Genomic DNA, 23,312 nt, shown 5'->3' on the forward strand with positions numbered 1-23,312 from the left:
TGAGAAACATTATGCCCTGCAAAATTTTGACGCCGGACGTCACTAGCATTGACGCCTTACTACACGATCACCACGCAGTGCTGGCCAAATCAACGGGCGGCGCCGTAGCCGTATTTGCCAATAACGCGCCAGCGTTTTACGCGGTGACGCCTGCACGACTGGCTGAGTTGTTGGCGCTTGAAGAGAGGCTGTCACGCCCGGGAAGCGATGTGACGCTGGATGCACAATTTTATGAAGAGCCGCAGGCCGTCCCCGTTGCGGTGCCAATGGGGAAATTTGCGATGTACGCTGACTGGCAGCCCGATGCCGACTTTCAGCGCCAGGCTGCCCTGTGGGGCGTGGCGCTAAGAGAACCCGTCACCGCCGAGGAACTGGCCTCATTCGTCGCGTACTGGCAGGCCGAAGGCAAAGTCTTTCACCATATTCAGTGGCAGCAAAAACTGGCGCGCAGCATCCAGATTGGCCGGGCCAGCAATGGCGGAATGCCGAAGCGCGATGTGAACAATGTCAGCGAGCCTGACAGCCATATTCCACCGGGTTTTAGAGGATAACGATGAAAAACGTTGGCGACCTGATGAAACGTCTGCAAAAAATGATGCCGCCTAATGTCGAGCCCGCATTTAAAACGGGCGAAGAACTGCTGGCATGGCAAAAAGAGCAAGGTGAAATTCGCGCCGCCGCGCTGGCCCGTGAAAACCGGGCCATGAAAATGCAGCGCACTTTCAACCGTTCCGGTATCCGTCCGCTGCATCAGAACTGTTCGTTCGATAACTATCGGGTGGAGTGCGAAGGTCAGATGAATGCGTTGAGCAAAGCCCGCCAGTACGTTGAAGAGTTTGACGGCAACATCGCCAGCTTTATTTTCTCCGGCAAGCCCGGCACGGGCAAAAACCATCTGGCCGCTGCCATCTGCAACGAACTGCTGCTGCGCGGCAAGTCGGTACTGATCATTACCGTCGCCGATATTATGTCGGCGATGAAAGAAACCTTCAGTAATCGTGAAACCAGCGAAGAACAGTTGCTTAACGATCTGAGCAACGTGGATCTGTTGGTGATCGATGAGATCGGCATGCAAACTGAATCCCGCTACGAAAAAGTGATCATCAACCAGATCGTCGATCGCCGCTCGTCTTCAAAACGCCCGACCGGTATGTTGACTAACAGTAATATGGATGAAATGAACAAACTGCTGGGTGAGCGCGTAATGGACCGTATGCGCCTTGGCAACAGCCTGTGGGTCATCTTTAACTGGGAAAGCTACCGTAGTCGCGTAACCGGTAAAGAGTATTAACGTATTAGGACCACTCTTAAGACAGCCAGCGCTATACTGCGCTGAAAGGCATAACACGAGTTGCTTATCATGATGAAAACACACCAACGTCTGCTGTGCTGTGCGCTTGCCGCCAGCACGCTTATCTCCACCAGCGTTTTTGCCGCCTCCTGGCAGGATTCGCTCTCCAGCGCGGCCAGCGAACTGAGCAAACAAAGTTCAGGCTCGCAGAGCAGCTCGTCGCTCTCTTCCCTGACCAGCCTGCTGAATGGCAGCAATCAGTCGCTGACTTCCAGCAGCATGAATAATGCCGCCGGGATCCTGGAATATTGCGCGAAACAGAAACTGGCCTCGGTCACCGACACGCAAAACGTCAAAAACCAGGTGCTGGATAAACTGGGCCTCAGCGCGCCTGAGCAAAAACAAGACACCAACTATATGGACGGTATTCAGGGTCTGCTCAACGCCAAAGATGGTCAACAGTTGGACCTGAATACCATCGGTAACAGCTCTCTGGCGAAGCAGGTAAAAACCAAAGCCTGCGATCTGGTGTTAAAACAGGGGATGAACTTCATTTCCTGATGCCTGAATTGCCGCGTACAGCCTGCGCGGCATCATTCCTTACGCCAAAACATTCACGTATCAAATAACTAGTTTTTCCCCGCAAAAAATACGCATATCTAAACCAATTCTGAATAACAACGTAATTTAATGTCACTACAATTGCAGCAATGTTACATCGCTATTACATTGTGCTTTCCCCGAATGATTAGCCTGCAAGGCATGTGCCTGGTTTACTGAGGATCGACCGTTGTCAGAATTAATCTCCATTACTCTGTTTCTCGCTTCAGTGCTGATTTACGCCTGGAAAGCGGGTCGCAACACCTGGTGGTTTGCTGCCACGTTAACGGTGCTGGGGATTTTTATTGTCCTGAATATCACGCTGTACGCCAGTGACTATTTCACCGGTGACGGGATCAATGACGCGGTTCTGTACACGTTGACCAACAGCCTGACCGGCGCGGGGATTGGAAAATATATTTTGCCGGGCGTCGGCATCGCGCTGGTGCTGACGACCGTTTTTGTCGCGCTCGGCTGGATCCTGCGCCGCCGTCGCCATCACCCGCATCATGTGGGTTACAGTCTGCTGGCCCTGCTGCTGGCACTGGCTTCCGTCGACGCCAGCCCGGCGTTTCACCAGATAACCGAGCTGGTTAAGTCGCAATCGCGCGATGGCGATCCGGATTTCGCGACGTATTATAAAGAGCCGTCGAAAACCATTCCCAATCCGAAGCTGAACCTGGTTTATATCTACGGCGAAAGTCTTGAGCGCACCTATTTTAACAACGATGCCTTCCCGGATCTGACCCCGGAACTCGGCGCGTTGCAAAACGAAGGTCTGGATTTCAGCAATACCATGCAGCTGCCGGGTACCGATTACACTATCGCCGGGATGGTCGCCTCCCAGTGCGGTATTCCGCTGTTTGCGCCGTTTGAAGGCAACGCCTCGGCGTCGGTCTCCAGCTTCTTCCCCAACAATATCTGTCTGGGCGATATCCTGAAAAACTCCGGCTATCAGAATTACTTCGTGCAGGGTGCCAACCTGCGTTTTGCCGGCAAAGACGTGTTCCTGAAATCTCACGGCTTTGACCATCTGTACGGCGCGGAAGAGTTAAAAAGCGTGGTGGCGGATCCGGCCTATCGTAACGACTGGGGTTTCTACGACGACACCGTGCTGGACGAAGCGTGGAAAAAATTCGAAGAACTTTCGCGCTCGGGCCAGCGCTTTTCACTGTTTACCCTGACTGTGGATACCCATCATCCGGATGGATTTATCTCACGTAGCTGTAACCGTAAACGTTATGACATCGACGGGAAGGCCAACCAGTCGTTCAGCGCAGTCAGCTGCAGTCAGGAAAATATCGCTGAATTTATCAATAAAATTAAAGCCTCTCCGTGGTTTAAAGACACCGTGATCGTAGTGTCTTCTGATCATCTGGCGATGAACAACACTGCATGGAAGTACCTGAACAAGCAGGATCGCAACAACCTGTTCTTCGTGCTGCGCGGCGACCAGCCGCAGCAGGATACGCTGGCGGTGAAGCGTAATACCATGGATAACGGGGCAACGGTACTGGATATTCTCGGCGGCGATAACTTTATCGGCCTTGGCCGCAGCAGCCTGTCGAGCGAATCCGTATCGGAAGTGTTCATGAACATCAAAGAAAAAATGCTGGCGTGGAAACCCGATATCATTCGCCTGTGGAATTTCCCGAAAGAGATGAAAGAGTTCACCGTCGACCAGGACAAAAACATGATCTCTTTCTCCGGCAGCCATTTCCGCCTGCCGCTGCTTTTGCGGGTATCGGACAAACGCGTCGAGCCGCTACCGGAAAGCGAATACTCTGCCCCGCTGCGCTTCCAACTGGCTGATTTTGCCCCGCGCGATAACTTTGTCTGGGTCGATCGCTGCTACAAAATGGCGCAGCTGTGGGCGCCGGAGCTGGCGCTCTCTACCGACTGGTGCGTTTCACAGGGTCAGTTAGGTGGGCAGCAAATTGTGCAGCACGTCGACAAAGCCAAATGGAAAAGTAAAACCGTATTTAAAGACACGGTGATCGACATAGAGCGCTACAAAGGTAACGTCGATACGCTGAAAATTGTCGATAACGACATCCGTTACAAAGCCGATAGTTTCGTCTTCAACGTGGCGGGCGCACCGGAAGAGGTGAAACAGTTTAGCGGTATATCACGACCCGAATCCTGGGGGCGCTGGTCCAATGCGCAGCTCAGCAAAGAGGTAACCATCGAATACAAGGCCCCGCTGCCGAAGAAATTCGATCTGGTCATCACCGCGAAAGCTTTCGGCGACAACGCTAATCGCCCTATTCCCGTGCGTGTTGGCAACGAGGAACAGACGCTGGTGTTAGGCCACGATGTCACCACCACCACCTTACATTTTGAAAACCCGGCGGATGCCGATACGCTGGTGATTGTCCCGCCCGATCCGGTTGCCACCAACGAGGGCAATATTCTCGGCCACTCGCCGCGAAAGCTGGGGATCGGGATGGTTGAAATCAAAGTAGTGGCTGCTCAGGGGTAAAAAAACAGCGCCCAACACTACACCGGGCGCTGCATGGCAACCTTATTCCAGACTTTTCACTGCCTGGCGCATCCCCTGCGCCAGAATCATCTCCAGGTTGGCCGTTACCTGTCCGGCAAGCCCAGGCAACAACGTCAAATCATCTCCCCAGTGCGCCGCATCTCCGAGCACGGCATCGACCAGCTCACGCAGCGTTAAATCACTGCCAACTCGCGGCCACAGGCTGGCATACAGACTGACCCACTGCTCGTCATCCTGGATCGGATAGCGTTCCCCGTTACGCTCTGCGCGATAAAACGCCAGCAGCGCAGCAAAGGCAAACGTTAACCGCACGGGCCAACGCCCATTTTTCTCACCCGCCAGCAGTTGCGGCAAAATTCGGGTGCGGAATTTGGTCATCCCGTTAAGCGCAATGGAAAGCAACTGGTGACGAATGTAGGGGTTTCGAAAACGCCCGTTCACCGCGCTGGCAAACTCACGCAGTTCATCCGCCGGAAGATCCAATACCGGTATAATTTCCTCGCTAATCGCCTGTTCAACAAAACGGCGGACATCGGCATCCTGCATCGCCTCGCCGACGGTCTCCAGCCCGCACAGCCATGCTACAGGTACCAGCGCCGTATGCGCGCCATTGAGAATGGCGACCTTGCGCTCTTTGTACGGTTTGATATCGCTCACTACACGGATATTCAGCGGACACTGCGCCAGCTTCAGCTCCTCTGCCAGCCACTGCGGCCCCTGGATCACAAACAGGTAAAAATGCTCCGCGGTATCGAGAAACGCATCGTGATAGCCAAGCGCAGCTTCCAGCGCGGCGGCTTCTTCTCGCGGGTAGCCGGTGACAATGCGGTCGACCAGCGTGGAACAGAACGTGTTTGCCGTCTCCACCCAGTCGGCAAACGCCGGAGGAAGATGCCACTCCTGCGCATACCGCAGCACCAGGGATTTGAGCGCCTCACCGTTATAGTCGATAAGCTCACACGGGATAATTACCCAGCCCTTATCCGCCGCCCCGGCAAACTGATTAAAGCGCTCGAGCAGCAGGCGCGTCAGTTTGGCTGGAAAGCTCACCGGCGGCGCATCATCCACGCGGTCTGCCGGGTGATAGCTTATTCCGGCTTCGGTGGTATTCGAAAACACAAAGCGGATATCCGCATTGTGCGCCAGCGCCAGATACGCCGCGAAGTCCTCATACGGATTGATTTCGTTATTCACCGACCGGATAAGCCGCGCCTCGCTCACCGTCTCACCCTGCTCGTTTAGCCCGCGAATAAGCGTGGTATACAGCCCGTCCTGGGTATTCAGCGACGGCGGGAAATTGGTATTAATTGGCCTAACAATGGTCACGCCCGCGTTCAAATCGGTGTATTCGTTGAGAATATCCAGTTGCCAGTCGACAAACGCCCGCAGAAAGTTACCTTCTCCAAACTGGATCACGCGCGTTGGGTAGCTGGCCCCCGCAAAATCACGTCGATTCAATGTATTCATCCTGTTTTCCCTCTCAGAACGTAATCACGCCTTTAATCAGTTCACGGTTGTTGATCACATCCCGCTCGTAGATTTCTGCCAGTGTGGCAAAGGCGTAACGGTGCGTGAGCATCATGTCGGCGGTCAATTTGCCTTCCGACATCAGGCGGCCGACTTTGGCGAAATCTTCCGGTGTGGCGTTGCGACTGCCCATCATGGTGGTTTCTTTCTTGTGGAATTCAGGGTCAGATAACTGCAAATCACCTTTGAACAACCCAACAAAAACGATGCTGCCGCCATGGCGAATCAAATTCACCGTATTGTTCATCGCATGCTGATTCCCCGTGGCATCAATCACCTTTTGCGCCAGCGAACCGCCAAACTGATCACGCAGCTGCACATCAAAATCGTCAGCGGACGGATCGATAACCGGGAGCCCCAGGCGGGAAACCACATGCTCTCTGCGTGCCGGACTGGTATCGGCGACCACCACCTGTGCGCCATCGGCTTTGGCAATCGCCGCAGCGCCCAGACCAATCGGACCGGCGCCAACCACCAGCACCTGCTCACCTGGCGCCACCGCCGCCCGACGTACCGCATGCGCGCTGATGGCGTAAGGCTCAATCAGCGCCGCCGCCTGCGGGTCAATCCCCTGCGCGTCCAGTAAGTTGGTCACCGGAACGGACAGATATTCACTGAAACCGCCATCCTGATGCACGCCGATCACTGAAATCTTCTCGCAGCAGTTGGTACGCCCGCTCAGGCATGCCGGACACTGCTGGCAGGCCACGTAAGGAATAACCGCCACCTGCTGCCCATTTTTCAGATTCTGTATATTTTTTCCCAGCCCAACAATTTCCCCACATATTTCATGACCTAACACTCGTGGGTAACTGAAAAAAGGTTGGTTGCCGCCCCAGGCATGAATATCGGTACCACAAATCCCTACCGATTTAATTTTTATTAATGCTTCGCCCTCACCCGGAATAGGTATTTCGCGCTCTTTCCAGACTAATTTTTTAGGCTCCTGGCAAATCAAGGTATTCATCGTAGACATGATTCTGCTCTCCTGTTTTTCTGTTGCCTCAGATATCAACGAAAATAAAAAAGCCGGAGAAAACAGAAACACAATCTGTGAATTCCAGCGCATAAAAATGTTTTAAATCGGGTTTTAATAGGCAAAAAGGAGAAGCCATGAGCCGTTCACAAAACTTACGCCACAATGTGATTAACCAGATAATCGATGATATGGCGCGGGGTCATATCCCTTCCCCACTTCCTTCGCAAAGTGCGCTGGCGGAGATGTACAACATCAGCCGCACTACCGTGCGCCATATGCTGAGCCACCTAGGCGAGTGCGGGGTGCTAACCCAGGTCGGTAGCCACTATGTCATCGTGCGTAAACCTGACCATGATGACGGTTTTGCCTGCACCACCGCCTCCATGACCGAGCAAAACCGGATTTTTGAGCAGGCTTTTTTCACTATGATCAACCAGCGCCAGCTGCGCGCGGGCGAGAGTTTTTCCGAACTGCAGCTTGCCAGAGCCGCGGGGGTAAGCCCGGTAGTGGTACGGGAATATCTTTTAAAATTCGAACGTTACAACCTGATTAAAAACGAAAAACGCGGTCAGTGGAGCATGAAGCAGTTCGATCAGGCCTATGCGGAACAACTGTTTGAACTCAGAGAAATGCTGGAAACCCATTCCCTGCAGCATTTTCTCAATCTGCCCGACGATGACCCACGCTGGCTGCAGGCGAAAACGCTGCTTGAGCGCCACCGGATCCTGCGCGACAGCATCGGCAGCAGCTTTCGTATGTTCTCGCAGTTAGACCGTGAGTTTCATGCTTTACTGCTCTCCGCTGCCGACAATATATTTTTTAATCAATCACTTGAAATCATCTCCGTGATTTTCCACTTCCACTATCAGTGGGATGAGAGCGACCTCAAACAACGCAACATCATTGCCATCGATGAGCATATGACCATCCTCAGCGCGCTGATTTGCCGCAGCGACCTGGATGCCACGCTGGCGCTATGTAACCATTTGAATTCAGCTAAACAATCGATGATTCGTTCCATCAACCAAAGTCATCGCGCCGCACATTAAGTACCGATAAAAAACAGCAAACTATTACCGGGAGCACGATTTTATAAAAATAAAAACGCCGGAAAAATACCTCTTGCCTATGCTCACGCTAAGTCGACTGCATTAAAAACTTTTGTGAGCGGTGATGAGTAAATTTTTTCATCACTGGTATTTTTTCAATACTGCACAGCCCGGCTGTGTGAATAATAAATTATTGAGGTTCAGGAGTCCGGCGTGGAAAAAAATAATATTACCCTCGACCCGAGTTCTTCGTTTGGCACGTCGTCATCTGCGGATATAAATGTTCCTTCTGAAGGCATGGTGCAACGCAGTAGCCGAATAAAACGCATTCAGACCACGGCAATGATTTTATTATTTTTTGCTGCGGTAATTAATTATCTCGACCGCAGTTCTCTGTCGGTTGCTAACTTAACGATTCGTGAAGAGCTGGGGTTGAGCGCCACGCAAATCGGCGTGCTGCTGTCGGTATTTTCGCTCGCTTACGGTATTGCCCAGCTCCCCTGCGGCCCACTTCTGGATCGCAAAGGTCCGCGCATTATGCTCGGACTGGGGATGTTCTTCTGGTCGCTGTTTCAGGCGATGTCCGGCATGGTACACAGCTTCACTCAGTTTGTGCTGGTGCGTATCGGGATGGGGATCGGCGAAGCGCCAATGAACCCGTGCGGCGTAAAGGTCATCAACGACTGGTTTAACATCAAAGAGCGCGGCCGCCCGATGGGATTATTCAACGCCGCTTCCACCATCGGTGTAGCCATTAGCCCGCCGATTCTGGCTGCCATGATGCTGGTGATGGGCTGGCGCTGGATGTTTATTACCATCGGCGTGCTGGGCATTTTCCTCGCCATCGGCTGGTACATGCTGTATCGCAACCGTGAGCAGATTGCGCTGAGCGCCACTGAACAGGCTTACCTGAACGCTGGCAGCGTCAATGCCCGCCGCGATCCCCTGAGCTTTGCCGAATGGCGTAGCCTGTTCCGCAACCGTACCATGTGGGGCATGATGCTGGGCTTTAGCGGCATCAACTACACCGCATGGTTATATCTGGCCTGGCTGCCGGGCTACCTGCAAACCTCCTACAATCTGGATTTAAAAAGCACTGGATTAATGGCGGCGATCCCGTTCCTGTTTGGTGCAGCCGGCATGCTGATTAATGGTTTTGTCACCGACTGGCTGGTGAAAGGCGGTATGGCGCCGATTAAGAGCCGTAAGATTTGTATTATCGCCGGGATGTTCTGTTCTGCGGCCTTCACCTTCGTCGTACCACAGGCCACAACGTCAATGGCTGCGGTGTTACTGATCGGCATGGCGCTGTTCTGTATCCACTTCGCCGGAACATCCTGCTGGGGTCTGATCCACGTGGCGGTGGCTTCACGCATGACCGCCTCCGTGGGCAGTATCCAGAACTTCGCCAGCTTCATCTGCGCGTCATTCGCACCGATCGTCACCGGATTTATTGTTGATACCACCAACTCTTTCCGTCTGGCGCTGATCATCTGCGGCTGCGTCACCATGGTGGGCGCTCTCGCCTACATCTTCCTGGTGCGCCAGCCCATCAGCGATCCGCGTAAAGATTAATCCTCACGATGCCCGATAACACCGCGCTTATCGGGCATGTTATGCTCGACAAATGAACATCATCTTACGTTCCACCACGCTGGCAGACACCGCTGCGCTTCCCGCGATCGAACGATCGGCGGGGCAACGTTTTTTACACATCCCGGAACTGGCATGGATTGCTGACGACCAGATTATGCCGGCTGCCCGGCATCGCGCATTTGCTGCCGCTGGCTTGAGCTGGCTGGCGCAGGCCGATGAGCATCCGGTCGGTTTTTTAGTCGCCGAAGAACTGGATTCATCGCTGTTTATTGCGGAACTGTCGCTGCATCAGGCGTGGCAGGGAAAAGGCATTGGCCGCAGATTGCTTAGCTATGTTGCCGGGCAGGCGCGTGCGAAAGGTTATACGTCGCTCACGCTGACCACCTTCCGCGATGTGCCGTGGAATGCGCCATTGTACGCGCGACTGGGTTTTGAGCTACTGGCTGATGAGACGCTTCCTGTATTACTGCGCCAGAAAAGAGAAGAGGAAGCGGCGCATGGCCTGGCGTATGAATCACGCTGCGCCATGCGCCTGATGCTTACTTAGAACGTTTCCCAGTTATCCCCGGCATCCGTTACCGCAGCTTTACGCGGCTGGACCGTTGACACCGGCTTGGCAGCGGCAACGTCACGTGCGCGTTGCTGGTCATGCTGAATACGGAACACGGCAACGGCCTGAGTCAGACGGCTGGCCTGTTCTTCCAGCGCGGCGGCGGCGGCGGCGGATTCTTCCACCAACGAGGCGTTCTGCTGCGTGACACGATCCATCTCGGCAACAGCCAGACCGACCTGGTCGATCCCGCGGCTCTGCTCGTCAGAAGCGGAGGCGATTTCACCCATAATATCGGTCACGCGGGTCACTGCATTGACAATCTCATCCATGGTTTCACCGGCGCTTTCAACCAGCGTTGAACCGACATCTACGCGGCTGACCGAGTCTTCAATCAGGCTCTTGATCTCGCGCGCGGCCTGCGCACTACGCTGGGCCAGATTACGAACTTCACCCGCAACCACCGCAAAACCACGCCCCTGTTCACCCGCACGCGCGGCTTCTACCGCGGCGTTGAGCGCCAGAATGTTAGTTTGGAAAGCAATGCCGTCGATGACGCTAATAATGTCGGCGATTTTCTGCGAACTGGAAGCGATGTCACGCATAGTTTGCACGACGTTATCCACCACTTTGCCGCCTTTCTGCGCGGTTTCCGAAGCACTCAGCGCCAGATGGCTGGCCTGGCGCGCGTTTTCGGCGTTCTGCTTCACGGTTGCCGTCAGCTGTTCCATGCTGGCTGCGGTTTCCTCAAGAGAAGCCGCCTGCTGTTCGGTACGCGAGGAGAGATCATTATTGCCCATGGCAATCTCGCTGGCACCGCTGTAAATCGCGTTGGCACCATTACGCACATCCCCCACGGTGTTCATCAGCTCACCCTGCATATGGCGCAGGCTTTCCGCCAACTGTCCAATCTCGTTGGAACCTTCCACGTCAATGCGCTTCACCAGGTCGCCGCTGGCGATATGGCGAATGCTGTCGATCAGACGGTTCATTGGGGAAATAAGGGTCAGTTTGATACCAAACCAGACCGCAATGATTGCCGCCAGTACAGTAATCAGCACGCAGACCAGCACCCACATCGCCTGGCTGTAAGAACTGTTGTTATCAGCCACTGCGATGTCATACAGACGATCGTTCTGCTGCATATAGTTGATATAGGCTTTCTCAAAACCATCCTGATAGCTCTGAGTCGGTTGATCGAAGAACGCGTTGATCTTCCCGTCACCCAGTAACTGGATCAGTTCCGCCAACGCACCATGATAGATGTCGTAAGTGCGGTTGATTTCCTGGAATGCAGCTTCGCTTTGGCGCGGATCGCGTGGCAGCGACTCGTAAAGCGCCCAGTTTTTTTCCGTCAGTTTCAGCGCGGTGCTGGCTACTTGCATCAGCTCAGCAACGGTCGCACCGCTGCCAATATTGCTCTGATCCATCATGTAGCGAATACCCGCCCGGTTCAAAGTATTACGCGTTTGCAGCAGCTCAACCCAGGTGGCGTTCAGCGCAGACTGTTGCTGGCGAATGGTTTGCAGAACGGTAAAGTTCTCTTTGTCATTCTTAAGTGAGTTAAAGAACAGGCCGCCCGAGGCGAGCTGTAAAAGGCCAAACAGCGCCAATACCAGCAGTAAGCTGGTAACAATCTTCATTCGTTTTAACATGTTTTCTCTTTCCGCTAGACAGATACTCTGGTTTTCGGCCTGGAAAGAGAAAACTTTATGGTGTCAGCAATTGCCACAGAATTATCGTTTTCGCATTAAATACCGTTCCCTATGACAAATTACGTAAAAAATTAGTCGTTCCGTTGCGCCTTAGGTGTAGGATTCCCGTTTTTTAAGGAAAGGATGCCTCTATGTTAAATCGCGATTTTGATCACCTATCCACCCTCGCGCACCACTTTTTTGAACGCGAAGATATTCGCCAAAAGCTCAATATCATTGATCAGTACAACATCTCCGGTTGGGAAGTCTGGATGCAGATAGAATTCGCTAATCTGTTGGCTTCGACGGGTCATGAATGGTGGCGTGAACAAACCCTCGCTTGCGATCTGCGAAAAAATCCACAGCGATTGTCTGTACGTGCAGATTTTTTGTTGCGGAAAAAAGGCTGGACGCTGGACAGCTACATTGCACTTGAACTCAAGCAGAACCAGGATCCGACAAGCTGCGTCAGAAATATGATTGCTGATTTGGTTAAAAGCGCCAAAATCAAACGTTCGGAATTAGCGCTGCGTAGCTTCTGGACGCTGGGAGTAACGCCCCGGATAGATAAAGAGCGCCTCAATGAACTTATTGACTACTATTTGGATGAAAAATATTACCTGACTAAATCACGTAAGAAACATGTGTTGCTCAGAGACATCGAACAAACGCCTTATTGTTATATCTTAATCTGAGTCTCTCAATGAAATGCTCTGTCAGTGGAAAAACATGGCATATCAGCAAGCGGACACTATAATGCCGTGATCTCAATCACAAAAAACCCTCCATTAATCCCAACAGCTTACCGCTCGCTGACACTTGGGACCGCTTAAGCTGACATATAACCGCTCACTTATTTACCTTACTTTACGCGCGTAATTATCTGGCAAGATCCACCCAACATAGCAGTCAATTTACCTCCTCAAACACAAGATCAAACCCACGCGGCTTCGGCCAATTATTAATTAGATACCAGGTTTTACTATGGATACGAAAAAGATATTCAAGCACATACCCTGGGTGATTCTCGGAATCATCGGTGCATTCTGCCTCTCGGTAGTGGCATTACGTCGGGGTGAGCACATCAGTGCCCTGTGGATCGTGGTCGCCTCAGTTTCTGTTTATCTGGTGGCTTATCGTTACTACAGTTTGTACATCGCCCAAAAGGTGATGAAACTTGACCCGACGCGCGCCACGCCGGCGGTCATCAATAATGATGGTCTGAACTACGTTCCAACCAACCGTAACGTATTGTTTGGTCACCACTTTGCCGCTATCGCAGGTGCCGGTCCGCTGGTTGGACCGGTACTGGCTGCGCAGATGGGCTACCTGCCTGGTACGCTGTGGCTGCTGGCGGGCGTCGTGCTGGCCGGTGCGGTGCAAGACTTCATGGTGCTGTTTATCTCTTCTCGCCGTAACGGCGCATCTCTGGGTGAGATGATCAAAGAAGAGATGGGCCCGGTGCCGGGAACCATTGCGCTGTTCGGTTGCTTCTTAATCATGATCATCATCCTCGCAGTACTGGCGCTGATCGTGGTAAAAGCGCTGGCGGAAAGCCCGTGGGGTGTGTTCACCGTCTGCTCAACCGTACCTATCGCACTGTTCATGGGTATCTACATGCGATTCCTGCGACCAGGACGTGTGGGTGAAGTGTCGGTGATTGGTATTGTGCTGCTGGTTGCCTCCATCTACTTCGGCGGCGTGATTGCGCACGACCCATTCTGGGGCCCGGCCCTGACCTTTAAAGACACCACTATTACCTTTACCCTGATCGGCTACGCGTTTATCTCTGCGCTGCTGCCGGTATGGCTGATCCTCGCTCCGCGCGACTATCTGGCTACCTTCCTGAAAATCGGCGTTATCGTTGGTCTGGCGGTGGGGATTGTTATCCTCAACCCGGAACTGAAAATGCCGGCAATGACCCAGTACGTTGATGGTACTGGCCCGCTGTGGAAAGGCGCTCTGTTCCCGTTCCTGTTCATCACCATCGCGTGTGGTGCGGTATCTGGCTTCCATGCGCTGATCGCCTCCGGTACTACACCGAAGCTGCTGGCTTGTGAAACCGACGCGCGTTTCATTGGTTACGGCGCGATGCTGATGGAATCCTTCGTGGCGATTATGGCGCTGGTTGCTGCGTCCATTATCGAACCGGGTCTGTACTTCGCAATGAACACCCCGCCTGCGGGTCTTGGCATCACCATGCCGAACCTGCATGAAATGGGTGGCGAGAACGCGCCGCTGATTATGGCGCAGTTGAAAGACGTCACCGCACACGCGGCGGCAACCGTCAGCTCCTGGGGCTTCGTGATTTCGCCTGAGCAGATCCTGCAAACCGCGAAAGACATCGGTGAACCGTCCGTTCTGAACCGCGCAGGTGGCGCACCGACGCTGGCTGTGGGTATCGCTCACGTGTTCCACAAAGTGCTGCCGATGGCTGACATGGGCTTCTGGTACCACTTCGGTATTCTGTTCGAAGCGCTGTTCATCCTGACTGCACTGGATGCGGGTACCCGTTCTGGCCGCTTTATGCTGCAGGATTTACTGGGTAACTTCGTTCCGTTCCTGAAGAAAACCGACTCTCTGGTTGCGGGTATCATTGGTACTGCGGGCTGCGTAGGCCTGTGGGGTTACCTGCTGTATCAAGGCGTGGTTGACCCGCTGGGCGGCGTGAAGAGCCTGTGGCCGCTGTTCGGTATCTCTAACCAGATGCTGGCTGCCGTGGCCCTGGTTCTGGGCACCGTGGTGCTGGTTAAAATGCAGCGTACCAAATATATCTGGGTTACCGTGGTTCCGGCAGTATGGCTGCTGATCTGCACCACCTGGGCGCTGGGTCTGAAACTGTTCAGCACCAACCCGCAGATGGAAGGCTTCTTCTTCATGGCGAATCAGTACAAAGAGAAGATTGCTAACGGCGGCGAACTGACCGCTCAGCAGATTGCCAACATGAACCATATCGTCATCAACAACTACACCAACGCGGGCTTAAGTATTCTGTTCCTGGTGGTGGTGTACAGCATCATTTTCTACGGGTTCCGTACCTGGCAGAAAGCCCGCACCATCAACGGTCGCTCTGATAAAGAGACACCGTATGTACCGGTGCCGGAAGGCGGCGTGAAGACCTCTTCACACCACTAAGATGTAATCAGCCCCGCTCCGGCGGGGCTTTTCGCTTATCAGGATTGTTTATGTTTGGTACTTTAGGGCAAGCTAAAAAATATCTCGGTCAGGCGGCGAAGATGCTGATTGGTATCCCGGACTACGACAACTACGTCGAGCACATGAAGACCAACCATCCCGATAAGCCGTACATGACCTACGAAGAATTCTTCCGCGAGCGCCAGGAAGCCCGCTACGGTAGCGGCGGAAGCAGTTGCTGTTAGAAGGAGAAGTGAATGACCCCGATTGCAGTTACCCTACTCACCGGTTTTCTTGGCGCGGGTAAAACCACCCTGCTACGCCATATTCTCAACGAGCAGCACGGTTACAAGATTGCCGTTATCGAAAACGAATTCGGTGAAGTCTCGGTGGACGATCAGCTGATTGGCGATCGCGCTACGCAGATCAAAACCCTGACCAACGGCTGCATCTGTTGCACCCGTTCCAGCGAACTGGAAGACGCGTTGCTCGATCTGCTCGACAACCTCGACAAAGGCACCATCAATTTTGACCGTCTGGTGATCGAATGCACCGGCATGGCCGATCCCGGCCCGATTATTCAGACCTTTTTCTCCCATGAAGTAATTTGCGAACGCTACCTGCTGGACGGCGTGATTGCGCTGGTTGACGCGGTGCATGCCGACGAGCAGATGAACCAGTTCACCATCGCCCAGTCGCAGGTCGGCTACGCCGACCGCATCCTGCTGACCAAAACCGACGTAGCCGGTGAAAGCGAAAAGCTGCGTGAACGCCTGGCGCGCATCAACGCCCGCGCCCCGGTGTATACCGTCACGCATGGCGATATCGACCTCTCTCTGCTGTTCGACACCAACGGTTTTATGCTGGAAGAGAACGTGGTCAGCGCCAAACCGCGCTTCCACTTTATTGCCGACAAACAAAACGATATCTCCTCGATCGTCGTCGAGCTGGATTACCCGGTAAACATCAGCGACGTGTCCCGAGTGATGGAAAACCTGCTGCTGGAATCCGCCGAGAAGCTGCTGCGCTACAAAGGCATGCTGTGGATTGAAGGCGAGCCAAACCGCCTGCTGTTCCAGGGCGTCCAGCGCCTGTACAGCGCCGACTGGGACCGGCCGTGGGGCGACGAACAACCACACAGCCTGCTGGTGTTTATCGGCATTAACCTGCCGGAAGACGAGATCAGAGCCGCGTTTGCGGGATTGAAGAAGTAGATTTTTTGTAGGCCGGATAAGGCGCAGCCGCCATCCGGCACTCACTGCCCCAGTATATTCTGACTATTTCTTATTTTGCTCGCGCAGCATCGCTTCGCGCAAAATGGCATTGAGACGCGTCTGATACCCCTTTCCTGGGCGCTTCAGCCACTCCATCACATCGGCATCAATACGCACCGAGGCCTGCGTTTTTAACGGACGGAAAAACTGACCGCGAGTGGCCTCTGACCACTGCTTATCTTCGGTCACGGGAATGTCGCTGTAATCGATATCATCGTCCGGTTTATTCGCCAGCGCCTTCAGTTCAGCCTCATGCTGAGCACTCAGAGCGGATACGCTGCCGCGTTTATGCTTAACCATGTTCATAATGATTCCTCAGGTTACTTTGTGCCTTGTATGCATCCCATTCAAACTCCATTGGCATGTATTTCATCCCTAATTGTATATACAAAAATGTATCTACAATCATCTTATGATGATAGCGAAATTGTTGGAAATAACATCACATTTTGCTGTTGATAGGATGAACTTTAGTAGGCCGGATAAGGCGCAGCCGCCATCCGGCAGAGGATGGTTAACCGTAAAGGCATGAGCTATCGCATCACCGATGCCGGACAAACCAGGCCAGGAAAAGCGCCACCGGCACGAAAAAGCGATCCGTGTTAAGCGTTGCAGAATGTGGATTTACCGCTGTTTGATGAGCTGGAGATTGAGTGAGGGGGGCGAATTTCGCCGCTTTTATCGCTACAATAGCCCCCAAATTTTTCCTGATTGAGTTCATCATGGTCAAAGCACCAACGAAAAAAGCCAAAGCAAAGAAAGGCTTTGAAGACTGCCGGAGCCGGAAGAGCCCGCGTTACTGCAGTCGCTGCGTCGGGTGTGCAAGCTGTCCGCGCGTAAGCAACGGCAGGTGCAGGAGTTTATCGACGTAATTTCGGCGAAGTCGCGCAAGCAGGGATAACTTCTAAGATGCCAGGCGGCGCTCAGGAGTATAAGCGCCGTGTATTGATTGCGTGACATCATTTTATCCAGAGCCATTTACTCAAGACCCTAAGCGATAATCCCAATCATCAGAGTGGACTATATTCCCATCATGATAGTGCCAGGTAATCTTCTTGTAGTGGTACTGAGCAAGTTCAAGATGGGTCTGTTTTTCGTAATAAGGATCTTTAACATCGTGCATCAGTGAAAAAATCGTAACGACTTTCACATCTTCCAGGATTATCGTGAAATAGACCTCTTCCTGACCAGCATCATTTATTCGATAGAGATCAATAGCCGCTTTCCTTAATGTTTCTCCGGTACTTAATGCTTTATACAAAAGCACACTAGAAGCATCAATTTCCTTTTCAATTAAAAATGGACGATGTTGACGTTTACTCAACACCCTTCCATTATGCAAGTCAGAGTTGTAACTCACATTATGATACAAACCTAAAACCTCGATCTGATTTTCACGGTCTTTTACCATCACACTACCTTTGATAACATTACCAGCATCATCGATTAGTGACATATATCCAGGGATAGCCATTTATGAATACTTATTAAATGGAACAGAATTTTCGACAGTATTGATCATAACCGCAATACACCGTTTCCCTTCTGCCGTTTTGATCTTATACATTTCCCTGATGGAATTAACAAATAGCTTATTCATTTCTTCTTCTGACTCAGGGAAAGAGGCAAATGCACATATCTGCTCAATAGTCAGCAATGGTCTCTTATCGTTGAGAATAGCCAGAACACCGGCGGGGTTATGTGGAATGGCTTCAGATACCGCCCCCTGCAAATCTTCCGCAGTGCTAGCATCTACTCCTGATTCCAGAGCACTGGCCACCGTTAACCAGTCATTATTACCTTTGCTAATTTCAGGAATAATATGGTTCCACCATTCTGATTCATTGTCATTATAAAGTGTGTGTACAACAGCATTTGCTCCTTTTTCATTTATCATCTGCAGAAGCTGAGGTGCAGTATGCTCTGCAGCGCAGGAGGCACCCGAAAGCATAAACAGAAAGAAGATAATAATAAATTTCATTATCTTACCACCAAAATTGTATCACCCGAATCGTAAATGGTTTGGCGCTTATCTTGTCCATTCATAATGATACACCCTGCAGATGCCGTTCCAGGTGGCAGCCCTTTTTTATCGCCATGAATTTCGAAATGATCTCTGCCAAAAGTATTGGTCCCTGCAATAGGTTCAAGGATGATAGCGGAGGGGCTTTTGTGATTATTCCATCCCGCAATAAAATAAATACCTCGAGGAATGGGGCCCTTGTTACGTATGTGTTCACAGTTTGGTTTATCCTTTGATTCACCGGCACCACTGTAGCAATAAGCAATTAACTCACCGTTATGGCTCAGTATACCTGTCGATACTTTATATTCCCATGTCATATGATTTTACCCCCTTTAAAAATTTAATCGTAAAATTAAATTTGTTCATAAGGTCACAATTATTAAAATTCAGAATACTTATAACTCATATATTTTTATTTTTCGAACAAATAACTCTTATTCTGAATAATTAGATAACGGTGAAGCAGCAGGCAATCTGAATTGCCCGGTGACGCGATGTGACCGGGCCTGGAAATAGCGTTTTCTCGTAGGTAGCATAAGGCGTTTACGCCGCCATCCTGCACTCACAACCCCACTCACTCGGTGATCACAAATCGTGTCGCCGCAAAGCAGTTCAAAACCCGGTGCACCAGAAATACCATCGTTAACGTGGCCAGCAGCGCGACGGTAACGGAAGTGATGCGGTAGAGATCGCTGAATACCAGGTCCTGATCCGGATGCAGGTTCTGCCCGAACATAATGCCGATGGTGGTGATACTGGCAAAACCCACGCCCGCACCGACTTTTTCCATTACATGCAGGCGGGCGCTGAACGCCAGTCCAAGGCCAATCAGCGGCATCATCAACAGCATATGATTGCTGAAATCATACACCAGCAGTTGCACCAGCAGAATGTACAGACAAGCCAGGACCACGCCGACCACGCGCCAGAGAGAGCTCAACACCGCGCCGCGATAGTGCATAGGAAACAGGATCAAAATGCCCGCCATCAGCGCCGACAGCGAATCACTCAAGTCACAGATCTGGAAAACCACAAAAATCATTGTCGCCACCGAACCGGAAAGCAGCGACTCGTGGCGAACCCGGGCGTCATCTTTTTCAATGCGCGGCGGCGGCTGGCGGGGCTCCACGTCCGGGATCAGATAATACAACAACGCACTCAGCGCCACCGCCATGACGCAGGCTTCCATATTGGAGAACATCAGCGTATGCCAGTTGGTGGTGGGATAGCTCATAAAATTGAGCATCGTGCTCTGGCACACCACGCCCATTGAGCCGAACAGAAACAGCGGCCCTTTACTCATCAAACGAAAACGCATCACGTACAGGCCAAATACCACCAGCGTCATAATCAGCGGCCATTGTGGGAGATAGCCGACAATCAGCACCATTTCAACGCAGTTCACCGCCGCGCTGAACACAAACTGTTTTGCCACATGGCGGTTGAACACCGGCACCAGCGATAACAACATCAGCGGATAAACCACAAAGAACACGCCGTACTGCACGTTGTAGAAGGTCGAGATACTCAGCGCTATCGTTCCGGCAACGGCAATACGCAGAGTCTGGTGAAAATCATTGGCGGTGTAGACAATATTCCCGTGCGGCGTAAAGACGTGGGCCAGCGTGTTAATAGACATAGTGCAGCCAGCTAACGAGGTGGATCTGCGCCCCGGCAAAAGTGCGGGCGAACATCCCCTCGCTGTTATACAACTGCACCGTGGCGCGCGCCCCGGTCGGCAACGGCGAGTCGAGCGGTTCGTTCAGCGCGACGTGAATACGCATCCGCTGGGCATCGCGCACCCAGCGGGTGGACTGTTCCGGCTGCGACAGCTGGCCATTAACCAGCTCCTGTCCTGCCAGAATACCGGCATCGCTGCTGGTGACGCGGGCAGAGAAAACTTTGCCCGGCATGGCGTCGAACACCACGGCGGCATCGGTATCCACGCGAGTGTGGCGCAGGCTTTTTTCACGAAAGTCGGCCACGATATCAGTCTGGTGGCTGACCAGCGCCAGCAGCGGCGTGGCGGCGGTGGCGTACAGTCCGGGGCTAAGCTGGAGGTTGCTCACCGTGCCATCGGTCTGTGCATACACTTTGCTCCAGCCGAGGTTCAGTTGTGCCTCTTCCAGTGCATTACGGTATTTTTGCAGCGTCACGTTGCGGTTTTCATCGCGCTCGCCGCGTTGGATCAGCAGGTTCTGAATATTGGCATTGAGCGCCGACACCGACTGCTCGCTGGTTTGCCAGGCGGTGCGCACCTTATCGAGATCGGCTTGCGACACGTTCTGCATGGCGCTCAGGCGCTGATAGCGGTCAAAGGTGGTCTTGTCGTTCCGGGCGTTAAATTGCGCGGTGCGCAGATTGGCACGCGCAGAGGCGATCTGCGCATCCAGCTGTTGGTTGCTCAGCTTTGCCTGCTCAAGGGCGATTTGCGCAGCCTCGACCTTATTGATAAACGGCGTCGGATCCAGTTCGTACAGCAAGTCGCCCTTTTTCACCGGGCTATTGTTATGGACATGTACCTGCGAGACGTAGCCGGATACGCGTGAGGAAACAGGCGTTACCACGCGCATCACCGTGGAGTCCGGCGTCAGCGGGATCCAGATATCGGCAACGATAAACCAGGCGAATATTACCAGGAAAGCGGCAATACTCACCCTTACCCAACGGGCAAATTTTTGTTCTGGGGTCATCATAGTTTTTTAGTGTTGATTGTCTTCTTCGCGGATTGTCCGCAAATTGCAGGCGAGTTGATTTAAGGTCGCGCTGAAGGCGGCAAGCTCCGCTTCTGGGATGGTACACGTGACGCGATGTTGGTAGTTCTCAATCACCCGGTTGAGTTCTTCCAGCCTTGCTCGGCCTTGCGCGGTCAGCGTGAGCAGGCGAATGCGTTTGTCATAAGGCGATGTAGAACGCAGCAGATAGCCGTGCTTTTCCAGCTGTGAGAGAGTGCGCATCAGCGGCGGCAGTTCAATACCCTGCACCTGGGCCAGTTCACTGACCGAGACGTTATCTCCCAGTTGATACAACTGCATCAGTACCGTCCAGCTTGACTGCGTCAGGCCTGTGTCAGTAATAGCTGCATCAATAATAGCCCGCCACTGCCGCACCACCATCGCCATGCGCATTCCCATCGGGCGGCGGGCAAACAGTTCATCTTCAGTCATGCTTATTTTCCCTTCATCACTGAGAAGAAAATAATACTTATCAGAGTAAGTATCAAGAAACACATCATTCAGAAGCATGAATTGATAAATGCCGTGAATACAAAAGAGACCGGGGCGATAACCCCAGCCTCTGTCGATGAAAGAAATCACTCCACCTGATCGCGTCGCAGCCCGACGTCCCGCAGCCGCTCGTCGCTCATCTGTTGCAATACGCGCCGCGTTTGCGCTCGCAGCCGCCATGCCTTGTATGCCCGCCAGATCTGCACCAACCCAATAAACGGCTGTTTTGCGTGGTTCTCGTGAAATTCCATACCCCACCTCCTCACCTTGTCAGAGGCTTTATCTTCTCGGATTTACTGCCTGACAATACAGATTCAAAAAGTACTTTTATTTAACATACAGATTGATTAAAACAGTATCTGCACACGGTTTTTTCCACCGTTCTGTATTGGTTTATCAATCTGTATGGCAATAACGAGGGATACAGCATGACGCGTTACCAACATCTGGCCACACTGCTGGCCGAACGCATTGAGCAGGGGCTGTATCGCCATGGCGAGAAATTGCCGTCGGTGCGCAGCCTGAGCCAGGAACACGGGGTGAGCATCAGCACCGTGCAGCAGGCGTATCAGATGCTGGAACAGCGGCAGTTGATCACCCCGCAGCCACGTTCGGGCTACTTTGTCGCGCCGCAAAAAGCGCAGCCGCCGGTGCCGCTGATGTCGCGCCCGGTCCAGCGTCCGGTGGAGATAACCCAGTGGGATCAGGTGCTGAGCATGCTGGCAGGTCATGCAGATAAATCGATAATCCCTTTCAGCAGCGGCGTCCCTGATATCAATCAACCCAGCCTGAAACCGCTCTGGCGCGAGTTAAGTCGCGTGGTGCAACACAATTTAGGTGCGGTGCTGGGCTACGACGAACTGGCTGGATGCCGTGAACTGCGCAATCAGATTGCCCGTCTGATGCTGGACGGCGGATCGGTGGTGGCTGCGGATGATATCGTGATCACCAGCGGCAGCCAGAGTGGAATGTCGCTGGCACTATTGTCGGTCTGCCAGCCAGGAGATATCGTCGCCGTAGAATCGCCCGCCTATTACGGCACGATGCAGCTACTGCGCGGCTTAGGGATTAAGGTTATTGAGATCCCAACCGATCCGGATACCGGCATCAGTATTGAAGCACTGGAATTAGCGCTGGATCAGTGGCCCATCAAAGGCGTGATCCTGGTCCCCAACTGCAATAATCCCCTCGGATTTATTATGCCGGATGCACGTAAACGCGCTGTGCTCGCCCTCGCCCAACGGCACGATATTGTTATTTTTGAAGACGATGTGTATGGCGAACTGGCAACAGAATACCCGCGCCCGCGCACCATCCACTCCTGGGATATCGACGGTCGGGTGCTGTTGTGCAGTTCGTTTACCAAATCCGTTGCACCGGGTCTGCGCGTGGGTTGGGTTGTTCCTGGCCGCTATCATGACAAACTTCTGCATAAAAAATACGCCGTTATCGGCACCAATGTTCCCGCCACGCAGCTGGCAGCGGCAACCTTTGTGCGCGAAGGCCACTATCATCGCCATGTCCGGCGTATGCGCCAGATTTATCAGCGTAATATGGAAATCTACACCTGCTGGGTGCGCGAATACTTCCCCTGTGGAATCTGCGTTACACGACCAAAAGGTGGCTTTATGCTTTGGGTCGAACTGCCATTGCAGGTTGATATGGTCTGCGTGGCTAAGCAGCTCTGTCGGTTGAAAATACAGGTCGCTCCGGGATCGCTGTTCTCCGCATCCGGAAAGTATCGCAACTGTGTGCGCATCAACTGCGCATTGCCGCCTGATGAGAAGCATCGGGAAGTGATGCAAAAACTCGGAGAAGCAGTGAAGGTGGCGATGGAGTAAATCGGTACGCCCGGTTTCGC

23 protein-coding genes are annotated in these 23,312 nt (G+C 52.8%); 12 read left to right on the top strand and 11 right to left on the bottom strand.

The window, feature by feature from the left end; genetic code table 11:
• Positions 1-11: 11 nt before the first annotated feature.
• The 4 genes from dnaT to opgB all read left to right on the top strand — a co-directional run bounded on the left by dnaT (position 12) and on the right by opgB (position 4,373).
• Positions 12-551 (top strand): primosomal protein DnaT, encoded by a 540-nt coding sequence (gene dnaT / locus NMD08_RS22285; protein ID WP_151216660.1) that lies wholly within the window; start codon positions 12-14, stop codon positions 549-551.
• Between the two features lie 2 nt (positions 552-553).
• Entirely contained in the window at positions 554-1,291 is a 738-nt protein-coding gene (dnaC, locus tag NMD08_RS22290; RefSeq protein WP_061067183.1) for a DNA replication protein DnaC, read from the top strand.
• A gap of 69 nt (positions 1,292-1,360) precedes the next feature.
• Positions 1,361-1,852, top strand: a complete 492-nt coding sequence (locus NMD08_RS22295; protein ID WP_151216658.1) for a DUF2501 domain-containing protein — start codon at positions 1,361-1,363, stop codon at positions 1,850-1,852.
• 229 nt (positions 1,853-2,081) lie between these two features.
• Entirely contained in the window at positions 2,082-4,373 is a 2,292-nt protein-coding gene (opgB, locus tag NMD08_RS22300; protein ID WP_187259137.1) for a phosphatidylglycerol--membrane-oligosaccharide glycerophosphotransferase, read from the top strand.
• A 42-nt stretch (positions 4,374-4,415) separates the two neighbouring features.
• On the opposite strand, the gene NMD08_RS22305 is transcribed toward opgB, so the two are convergent.
• Together NMD08_RS22305 and NMD08_RS22310 are read right to left on the bottom strand one after the other, a co-directional pair.
• Positions 4,416-5,861, bottom strand: a complete 1,446-nt coding sequence (locus NMD08_RS22305) for a tagaturonate reductase (protein WP_370619071.1) — start codon at positions 5,859-5,861, stop codon at positions 4,416-4,418.
• Positions 5,862-5,874: 13 nt separating this feature from the next.
• Positions 5,875-6,897 (bottom strand): zinc-binding alcohol dehydrogenase family protein, encoded by a 1,023-nt coding sequence (locus NMD08_RS22310; RefSeq protein ID WP_370619073.1) that lies wholly within the window; start codon positions 6,895-6,897, stop codon positions 5,875-5,877.
• 137 nt (positions 6,898-7,034) lie between these two features.
• Here NMD08_RS22310 and NMD08_RS22315 point away from each other — a divergent pair, with 137 nt between their 5' ends.
• The 3 genes from NMD08_RS22315 (at position 7,035) to NMD08_RS22325 (ending at position 10,092) form a co-directional block, all read left to right on the top strand.
• A complete protein-coding gene (locus NMD08_RS22315) occupies positions 7,035-7,949 on the top strand; it encodes a GntR family transcriptional regulator (protein ID WP_086550806.1) in 915 nt (304 codons plus the stop codon).
• A 213-nt stretch (positions 7,950-8,162) separates the two neighbouring features.
• On the top strand, positions 8,163-9,524 hold the full coding sequence (locus NMD08_RS22320; protein WP_151216654.1) for an MFS transporter: 1,362 nt from the start codon (positions 8,163-8,165) through the stop codon (positions 9,522-9,524).
• A gap of 52 nt (positions 9,525-9,576) precedes the next feature.
• Entirely contained in the window at positions 9,577-10,092 is a 516-nt protein-coding gene (locus tag NMD08_RS22325) for a GNAT family N-acetyltransferase (RefSeq protein WP_370619075.1), read from the top strand.
• Here NMD08_RS22325 and tsr read toward each other — a convergent pair.
• On the bottom strand, positions 10,089-11,750 hold the full coding sequence (tsr, locus tag NMD08_RS22330) for a methyl-accepting chemotaxis protein (RefSeq protein ID WP_187253681.1): 1,662 nt from the start codon (positions 11,748-11,750) through the stop codon (positions 10,089-10,091). The genes NMD08_RS22325 and tsr overlap by 4 nt on opposite strands.
• 191 nt (positions 11,751-11,941) lie before the next feature.
• Between tsr and NMD08_RS22335 the strand changes: the two genes are divergently transcribed.
• The 4 genes from NMD08_RS22335 (at position 11,942) to yjiA (ending at position 16,138) form a co-directional block, all read left to right on the top strand.
• Complete coding sequence (locus NMD08_RS22335) at positions 11,942-12,484, top strand: hypothetical protein (RefSeq protein WP_370619077.1); 543 nt, start codon at positions 11,942-11,944, stop codon at positions 12,482-12,484.
• Positions 12,485-12,773: 289 nt separating this feature from the next.
• Entirely contained in the window at positions 12,774-14,924 is a 2,151-nt protein-coding gene (gene btsT / locus NMD08_RS22340; protein ID WP_151216653.1) for a pyruvate/proton symporter BtsT, read from the top strand.
• Positions 14,925-14,974: 50 nt separating this feature from the next.
• On the top strand, positions 14,975-15,169 hold the full coding sequence (locus NMD08_RS22345) for a YbdD/YjiX family protein (RefSeq protein ID WP_003830038.1): 195 nt from the start codon (positions 14,975-14,977) through the stop codon (positions 15,167-15,169).
• Between the two features lie 12 nt (positions 15,170-15,181).
• Positions 15,182-16,138, top strand: a complete 957-nt coding sequence (gene yjiA / locus NMD08_RS22350) for a GTPase (RefSeq protein WP_116360619.1) — start codon at positions 15,182-15,184, stop codon at positions 16,136-16,138.
• A gap of 63 nt (positions 16,139-16,201) precedes the next feature.
• On the opposite strand, the gene NMD08_RS22355 is transcribed toward yjiA, so the two are convergent.
• The 8 genes from NMD08_RS22355 to NMD08_RS22390 all read right to left on the bottom strand — a co-directional run bounded on the left by NMD08_RS22355 (position 16,202) and on the right by NMD08_RS22390 (position 21,702).
• Positions 16,202-16,504 carry a BrnA antitoxin family protein gene (locus tag NMD08_RS22355; RefSeq protein WP_252838438.1) on the bottom strand — a complete coding sequence of 101 codons (303 nt, stop codon included), beginning with the start codon at positions 16,502-16,504 and terminating at the stop codon, positions 16,202-16,204.
• 676 nt (positions 16,505-17,180) lie between these two features.
• A complete protein-coding gene (gene tssD, locus NMD08_RS22360; protein ID WP_370619080.1) occupies positions 17,181-17,672 on the bottom strand; it encodes a type VI secretion system tube protein TssD in 492 nt (163 codons plus the stop codon).
• Complete coding sequence (locus NMD08_RS22365; RefSeq protein WP_370619082.1) at positions 17,673-18,179, bottom strand: hypothetical protein; 507 nt, start codon at positions 18,177-18,179, stop codon at positions 17,673-17,675. It abuts the gene before it with no gap.
• The gene (locus tag NMD08_RS22370; RefSeq protein ID WP_061067169.1) at positions 18,179-18,541 is read right to left on the bottom strand and encodes a tlde1 domain-containing protein; all 363 of its coding nucleotides are present in this window, start codon (positions 18,539-18,541) and stop codon (positions 18,179-18,181) included. The genes NMD08_RS22365 and NMD08_RS22370 overlap by 1 nt, the downstream gene beginning before the upstream one ends.
• Before the next feature lie 257 nt (positions 18,542-18,798).
• Positions 18,799-19,863 (bottom strand): DUF2955 domain-containing protein, encoded by a 1,065-nt coding sequence (locus tag NMD08_RS22375; protein ID WP_370619084.1) that lies wholly within the window; start codon positions 19,861-19,863, stop codon positions 18,799-18,801.
• Positions 19,853-20,920 carry an HlyD family secretion protein gene (locus tag NMD08_RS22380; protein ID WP_151216647.1) on the bottom strand — a complete coding sequence of 356 codons (1,068 nt, stop codon included), beginning with the start codon at positions 20,918-20,920 and terminating at the stop codon, positions 19,853-19,855. Before NMD08_RS22380 ends, NMD08_RS22375 begins: the two co-directional genes overlap by 11 nt.
• A 6-nt stretch (positions 20,921-20,926) precedes the next feature.
• Entirely contained in the window at positions 20,927-21,391 is a 465-nt protein-coding gene (locus tag NMD08_RS22385) for a MarR family winged helix-turn-helix transcriptional regulator (protein WP_151224511.1), read from the bottom strand.
• 146 nt (positions 21,392-21,537) lie between these two features.
• Positions 21,538-21,702 carry a DUF1127 domain-containing protein gene (locus NMD08_RS22390; RefSeq protein ID WP_151224510.1) on the bottom strand — a complete coding sequence of 55 codons (165 nt, stop codon included), beginning with the start codon at positions 21,700-21,702 and terminating at the stop codon, positions 21,538-21,540.
• A 177-nt stretch (positions 21,703-21,879) separates the two neighbouring features.
• On the opposite strand from NMD08_RS22390, the gene NMD08_RS22395 reads away from it, so the two are divergent.
• The gene (locus NMD08_RS22395) at positions 21,880-23,292 is read left to right on the top strand and encodes a PLP-dependent aminotransferase family protein (RefSeq protein ID WP_187253678.1); all 1,413 of its coding nucleotides are present in this window, start codon (positions 21,880-21,882) and stop codon (positions 23,290-23,292) included.
• The last annotated feature ends 20 nt before the right edge of the window (positions 23,293-23,312 follow it).

The organism is Citrobacter meridianamericanus (assembly GCF_041320245.1).
Lineage (GTDB): Bacteria > Pseudomonadota > Gammaproteobacteria > Enterobacterales > Enterobacteriaceae > Citrobacter > Citrobacter meridianamericanus.

Coding starts and splice junctions, on each gene's coding strand:
- NMD08_RS22315 (WP_086550806.1), top strand. CDS start 7,035: ATGAGCCGTTCACAAAACTTACGCCACAATGTGATTAACCAGATAATC.
- NMD08_RS22325 (WP_370619075.1), top strand. CDS start 9,577: ATGAACATCATCTTACGTTCCACCACGCTGGCAGACACCGCTGCGCTT.
- NMD08_RS22305 (WP_370619071.1), bottom strand. CDS start 5,861: ATGAATACATTGAATCGACGTGATTTTGCGGGGGCCAGCTACCCAACG.
- NMD08_RS22395 (WP_187253678.1), top strand. CDS start 21,880: ATGACGCGTTACCAACATCTGGCCACACTGCTGGCCGAACGCATTGAG.
- NMD08_RS22310 (WP_370619073.1), bottom strand. CDS start 6,897: ATGTCTACGATGAATACCTTGATTTGCCAGGAGCCTAAAAAATTAGTC.
- NMD08_RS22365 (WP_370619082.1), bottom strand. CDS start 18,179: ATGAAATTTATTATTATCTTCTTTCTGTTTATGCTTTCGGGTGCCTCC.
- NMD08_RS22375 (WP_370619084.1), bottom strand. CDS start 19,863: ATGTCTATTAACACGCTGGCCCACGTCTTTACGCCGCACGGGAATATT.
- NMD08_RS22355 (WP_252838438.1), bottom strand. CDS start 16,504: ATGAACATGGTTAAGCATAAACGCGGCAGCGTATCCGCTCTGAGTGCT.
- NMD08_RS22380 (WP_151216647.1), bottom strand. CDS start 20,920: ATGATGACCCCAGAACAAAAATTTGCCCGTTGGGTAAGGGTGAGTATT.
- btsT (WP_151216653.1), top strand. CDS start 12,774: ATGGATACGAAAAAGATATTCAAGCACATACCCTGGGTGATTCTCGGA.
- NMD08_RS22390 (WP_151224510.1), bottom strand. CDS start 21,702: ATGGAATTTCACGAGAACCACGCAAAACAGCCGTTTATTGGGTTGGTG.
- tssD (WP_370619080.1), bottom strand. CDS start 17,672: ATGGCTATCCCTGGATATATGTCACTAATCGATGATGCTGGTAATGTT.
- NMD08_RS22295 (WP_151216658.1), top strand. CDS start 1,361: ATGATGAAAACACACCAACGTCTGCTGTGCTGTGCGCTTGCCGCCAGC.
- tsr (WP_187253681.1), bottom strand. CDS start 11,750: ATGTTAAAACGAATGAAGATTGTTACCAGCTTACTGCTGGTATTGGCG.
- NMD08_RS22385 (WP_151224511.1), bottom strand. CDS start 21,391: ATGACTGAAGATGAACTGTTTGCCCGCCGCCCGATGGGAATGCGCATG.
- NMD08_RS22370 (WP_061067169.1), bottom strand. CDS start 18,541: ATGACATGGGAATATAAAGTATCGACAGGTATACTGAGCCATAACGGT.
- NMD08_RS22345 (WP_003830038.1), top strand. CDS start 14,975: ATGTTTGGTACTTTAGGGCAAGCTAAAAAATATCTCGGTCAGGCGGCG.
- dnaT (WP_151216660.1), top strand. CDS start 12: ATGCCCTGCAAAATTTTGACGCCGGACGTCACTAGCATTGACGCCTTA.
- yjiA (WP_116360619.1), top strand. CDS start 15,182: ATGACCCCGATTGCAGTTACCCTACTCACCGGTTTTCTTGGCGCGGGT.
- NMD08_RS22335 (WP_370619077.1), top strand. CDS start 11,942: ATGTTAAATCGCGATTTTGATCACCTATCCACCCTCGCGCACCACTTT.
- dnaC (WP_061067183.1), top strand. CDS start 554: ATGAAAAACGTTGGCGACCTGATGAAACGTCTGCAAAAAATGATGCCG.